At 43.4% G+C, this 542-nt stretch carries 1 protein-coding gene; it reads left to right on the top strand.

Annotated features, from left to right (window positions below):
- Positions 1–458 (top strand): GNAT family N-acetyltransferase (locus R8O10_RS27055; RefSeq protein ID WP_318192205.1); only part of this gene is annotated, 458 nt, incomplete at its 5' end.
- Between the last annotated feature and the right edge of the window lie 84 nt (positions 459–542).

Raw genomic sequence — 542 nt, 5'->3', positions numbered from 1 at the left:
TTAAACCAACCAAACTGAAAGATTTTTCGAGTTTGATGCAATTGGACGTGCAGGAAGAGCAAATAGGATTTGCCAAGCCGTTTGAACAGGCTTACCAAAAGCGAAACAAGTCAGAAGTATTTTTTACTATTTATTCGGACTACCTAACCGTCGGCTATCTGATCATCGATAAAGGGTTTGCTCAGCATGCTCCTTTTGCAATGCGGCATGAGTTGGGCCTTAATTATTTGATGATTGATCGCCGCTTTCAACGCCAAGGTATTGGTGCAGAGGCGCTGAAAAAACTGTTTGTGTACGCATATACCATCGACCCAGAGAGCACCTCGCTTTGCGTGACAGTACCAAATAGCCATCAAGGTGCACTCGACTTTTTCTCGGCTTGTGGCTTTACGAATACAGAAAAAGCCATTTATGGCGAGCAAGAAAAAGAATGGTTGATGCGTCACCCGCTTGGTTAAACGCTCAATAACCAAACGCTAGATAAAACAAAGGCAAGCGATACGCTTGCCTTTGTTATTGAACATGGGATTACTACGAAGGTT

It is taken from the genome of Vibrio sp. 1727, from assembly GCF_033344415.1.
Classification (GTDB): Bacteria; Pseudomonadota; Gammaproteobacteria; order Enterobacterales; family Vibrionaceae; genus Vibrio; species Vibrio alginolyticus.
This window is presented reverse-complemented; position numbering and strand designations above follow the sequence as displayed.